Origin of the sequence: Myroides sp. LoEW2-1 (assembly GCF_009767705.1) — a bacterium.
GTDB classification, from domain to species: Bacteria; Bacteroidota; Bacteroidia; order Flavobacteriales; family Flavobacteriaceae; genus Flavobacterium; species Flavobacterium album_A.
In genome coordinates this window covers 1-5131 of record NZ_WSPP01000150.1, presented here as the reverse complement: position 1 = coordinate 5131, position 5131 = coordinate 1, and the positions used below count along the sequence as shown (strand labels likewise).

General features: G+C 32.1%; 2 protein-coding genes, 1 tRNA gene and 1 pseudogene. 1 reads left to right on the top strand and 3 read right to left on the bottom strand.

The genetic code is table 11. The annotated features are described in order from the left end of the window. Nucleotides 1-187 precede the first annotated feature (187 nt). Nucleotides 188-1408, bottom strand: coding sequence for a DUF4876 domain-containing protein (locus tag GOQ24_RS09400; RefSeq protein WP_155093352.1), 1221 nt, complete (start codon nucleotides 1406-1408; stop codon nucleotides 188-190). Between the two features lie 4 nt (nucleotides 1409-1412). Continuing rightward, a complete protein-coding gene (locus GOQ24_RS09395) occupies nucleotides 1413-4205 on the bottom strand; it encodes a TonB-dependent receptor (RefSeq protein ID WP_155093353.1) in 2793 nt (930 codons plus the stop codon). A 591-nt stretch (nucleotides 4206-4796) separates the two neighbouring features. Here GOQ24_RS09395 and GOQ24_RS09390 point away from each other — a divergent pair. Beyond that, a tRNA-Met gene (locus GOQ24_RS09390) sits at nucleotides 4797-4870 on the top strand. Between the two features lie 186 nt (nucleotides 4871-5056). Here the strand turns inward: GOQ24_RS09390 and GOQ24_RS16940 are convergent. Then, nucleotides 5057-5131 (bottom strand): annotated as a pseudogene (locus GOQ24_RS16940) (transposase); the annotation flags it as partial.

The window sequence follows — 5131 nt, the reverse complement described above, 5'->3', positions numbered from 1 at the left end:
GAGTAAATACTATAATCCGACATAAATGCCGGATTATAGTATATTGGTTTTTGTAAAGTTTTCTCTAAAGAATACTGCTCGTCGAGACGCGAAAAGAAATCGCGATTTTCTTGAGCAAACATATTAACAACTAAAAAAAAAATTGCCAATACGATCTTCTGATTACTTAATTTCATTTACTATTTTATTAATGAACAATACCCTTTTTTAAACTTGCTTCTGAATCTGGAACAAAATCATCAGTTGAGTTATTTGTATCTTGATACATATGTTTACCATTCTCCATTTGTCCGACAATTTTTCTTCTCACTGTCTTGCCATATCTCAACGGATCACTGTCTATAGTTCCTACACTTGTCCAACCTGAATCAATTGACGATCCCAATAGATTTTGTTCCCATTTTGTAGGAATTGAACAATTTACTCCATCCAAGATCCATTCATTTGGTACAGAGTACCCTTTCTTTTCAGTTATATTACCCGCTGCATTTACGTAACTGTATGAATATACGTTCTCAAGCATCCATGCTTCTTTAGTAACACCCTCAGGAAAACGAGCAATAGCATAACTCTCAAATCCTCTATTGTGCATAAAAAACATATTCATTGCCATTGTTGTGTAAATTACTTCAGCATCTGGTACTTGAGGATTGTCAACCTGTCCTAATTTTGGATTTTCGCGATTTGGAAATTCATAATCAGCTTTTGTTAAATCATATCCATTACTTACACTATGATCGATTGCATTATCTGCTATAATAATAAAATCCCCAGGCTTCACATTCTTAGAATCTTTCTCATGAATCATTAAAACTCCTTTTACTGCAAATGCCTTTTCTTTAATATTCGGAGTTACTTTGTGATCTAAAGTTGAATAAAACTCTGACTGAAGAATTAACAATCCACCAGTTTTAAGCTCTTTATCTGTATTATTAGTTAATTTAAAATACTTTCCATTTGTATATTGTTTCCCTTCATTTGTAAGTACTCCTGTAAAGAATATTTCTTCTATGATAAAATCATTTGCAAAGCTCTTTACAAAAATCTCTAAATCAATTGTTTGATTATCAGATACAATATCTACTTCCCCACTTGCTCCAATATGAAACTCTACCTTTTCTTTGTTAGTTGCTTTACCATTTAAAGTAATTTTATAAGATCCTTTTGCTATTTTAAGTTCTGTCTTGTCAGATTTAATAGTGAATACTTCTTTCTTAGCAGTGTTTAATTCAACAAATTCAACTTTTGCATCAATATATTCATTTGCGAAATCAGACTTTAAATTCAACTGTAAACCAGTCTCTTTTACAACTATTTCTTCTACTGTATTGTCGTCACTTGAACAAGAAGTAGCAACAAATGTTAAACTAAAAATCGCCATTGTTATGGCTAAAAAACTTTTTCTCATATTATTAAAAATTGTAAGTTAATTCCATTCCGAAATAAGGGGTTACCCTTTTATTTCTTTCTATTCTTTTATTAAGTCTATAATAGGGCTCTGCATAAGTATATAGTTTGTTCACAAACAATGAAGCAGACATTCCCTTAAATACCTCTTTAGATGCTTTCAAATTTATTTGTAGATCTAATCCATACTTATCTCTCATGTTATCCGTTGCTGAAACAGATCGTATTAACCATTGTTTATTTGGATCGTTATCAGGAAGATTATCCAAAGGATACCTCTGTTGATCAGCGCCAAAATACGCGATAGGAAACTTGTCTTTAAATGCTCTATCTTCCGTTCTTCTCAATGTTCCTTGAAAAGAAGCAGATAAGTTCATCCCCAATGCTGGCAGATACGTATCTACAATTAAGTTGTAATTAAATGTTGAATAAATGTAGCCCTGATTACTTTGATACACCCCTACATAAGGATATCCTGTATGAGTAGTAGATACCTGTGGGATTTCCTGAATGGGAATTGTATTGCGATAAGTAGTTTTTAGCCAAGCACCAGTTAAAGTAAACTTGGTATTTAAAAAGTCAATACGAGGCGAGTAATATCCAAATTCAATACCTCTCTTAAAAGTTTGACTACCATTAAAGGTTCTACTATGTCCACTTAATGTTTTTCTATCCTCGTATGGCAAATCTTCTAAAGCAGGAGGTTCTTTGATATTTACTAAATCTATTCCAGTAGCATCATACCTCTTGTAATCATATGTCAAATAATTTACCTCACTTCTAAAACCGCTATCCATCTTTTCGTTAAAGTAGGCGATGAAGAACTTGTGTCTATCATACTTAAAGTCAAGTCTAACCTCATACTTTACGTTCTTGGCTGCTGTCAAATCTTTATTCGTTCGATCAACGACATACGTCATATAATTCATTCTACGTACATTTTCATCTAAATGACCAAAGTTTAACTGCACAAAGTCAACATACAAATCAGAAGGGTAAAGCATACTCATAGTAGGCTGCTTATACAACTGTCCATATCCTAAAGTCAAATCCGTTTGAAAATCCTTCTGACCTATTTTAAACTTTGGAAGTTTCCACTGCAAATTAGTACGAGGCTCTATGAATATTTTATTGCTTAAAGCATACTGACTATCCATTCCTAACATAGTTGAAAATCTCGTCCCTACATATAAGCTAATACTTTGATCTGAGAAAGAATAAGTCATGACATCCCCTATATATCCAGCCAAGTTTTGATATGCTGGTATATCGCTAAAAGCTCTTGGTCTTACCCCCATTCTTTCAATAGGAGGAGTCAATAAGTCGTAAATATATCCCTTGCCATTATTCTTCGAATACCTATAGTCCAAACCAACATCAACTGCGTGTGTAATACTACTTGTATTAAATTTAAAATCTGCATTGAGTTTTAAATTAATATCCAATGGTCTTCCCTCGGTAGAGAAATCAGAAAAATACTTTATCGGCAAAAAATAACCATCATTAACTCCTTGCTCTAAGGTTATAGGAATAGCTGTTGGTCCATTTAACTGCATTAATTTATGCTGCTTAATATCTTCAAATCCCTGGCCAATATTTCCTATAAACTGCATCTTTCTGAAAGGACTTGATTCATTGGAATTTAGATAAGATAACTTATTTGAAATATTTATCTTGTGTTTTGAACTCTCATATCTATCATCCTTATAAACACCACTTTCTGAATCATAGACAAATTTGTCTATCGTTGTATTGTGATCAAGATTCGTTGACCACTCAATGACTTTATCCTCAAAATAGAAAGATTTCTTCAGTCGTATTGAAGATGTAATTCTTTTGTACGTTTCATTCTCCCTTCTTGGATCGCTTTTGGCATCGAGCAAATCCATACTTACATTTAGATCCCAGTTGTTCTTTAATCCTATTCCTTTAGAAATATAATAAAGCTTACTATAACCATCTGCTTTTAAACGAAGAGAAAGAGGAGATCTACCAGATACTCGATTAATCTTAATCAAGCCAGATGTCAAATCCCCATAAGCTGCTGTAGGTATACCTCTGATAATCTCAACAGAGGCAATATCGTTAGTAGAGATAGTACGCATATCAATACCAGTCGTAGTAGTGCTTCGTCGCTCTCCTATATAGCCACTCGTATTGCCAATAGTCTGCTTAGCGTTTAATGAACTTTGCATATCAGCATTGCTATTCAATAAATAGTCGTCCATATAAAATTGAACACCTATAGCACTGGTATTATATTTATTTTGATCAACAGAAGGTAATTTATATTCGCGTATCAAAGCAATATTCGTACTGGTCAAAGAAGGAGTACTAGCTCTTCCTCCTGGCAGCAATTCCATTACATCGCTAAAACTCGAGGGTTGAAGGTGTCGCATTGCTTGGCGATCAATAATACTTTTAGTCACTAAACCATCATCTTCTTTTGCTGTAATAATAACCTCTTGTAACTCATTACTACTTTGCTTCAGAATTATATTATACTTCTTCCCTGCTTCAAGTAAAAAATTGGGTTGATAATATTGATAGTATTGAAGATGAGAAACCGTAATTTGATACTGTGCTGGATTAATACTAACTGCAACAGTTCCTTTACTATCACTAATAAGAGTATAACTATTTGTATCATTTTTGATATACAAAATAGCATCTTCAATAGGGGTATTCAAACTATCTACAATAAGAAATTCTGTTTCCCTTTTTTGAGCATAACTACTCAAACTAAATACTAAAAAGATAATAATAACCTTCAAGTAAAGGTTGGTAATAAATCGCATGTTTCTAAATGTCTAAAAGTGGCACAAAGATATAGCAATGATTTATTTATTTTTAAACAGTCTAAATAATTATTAGTAATTCATAAAATATCGTTAACAAATATCAAAACAACAAAGAACAGAAGTTAAAAAATAAAAACTTTATCAATTGTTTGTTAATAATTTTATTTAATCTAAATAACATAAAATATATTATTCAAACATTTATGATAGCTATAAAATAAAAGAAGTCAAATATTAGCAACTACATTCTAAGTCAAAATAGACCAAACAGTAAACTATCCTCTCTTTGTAATTGCTAAATCTATACCTACAAGATTCATATCTGAAAAATAGATTAGAAAAAATAAATAGTGTAGTGAAATTTGCCTTGCTTGTAATAGAGCGTAAATCACCGTAAAAAGTGAAATACAACTACTCAAAAAAGGAATCATGTTTTTTTTAAACATAAGATTCTCATAATTAAAAAGATAAGAAATCACAAATGTTAAAATTAAAGAAAAGTGAGGTTTTACAAGCTTCCAGCCTTGCGCTGTAAAGATTTTGTTCTATATTTGCACTCGCATTACACAAGTAAAGCAGACCAATAATGGCGAGGTAGCTCAGTTGGTTAGAGCGCAGGATTCATAACCCTGAGGTCACGGGTTCAACTCCCGTCTTCGCTACAAGATAAAAGGACATAATCACGAGATTATGTCCTTTTTTTATTTATCGAGTCATGTAGGTACATATCGAGTCAGTGCGATAAGCATGTTTACTATCTAAATAACCTTCAATTGTAACTTCTATACCTTTCAGATAAGTAGTAAAACTTTATGTAATAAAAAAGGGATCAATCTCAAAAGTTGTGTTTAGGCATAAAGCTTAGTCAATCTGTATAAAAAGAAATCAATATCTCTTACACCTCTAAACTGAGCTCTGAATGC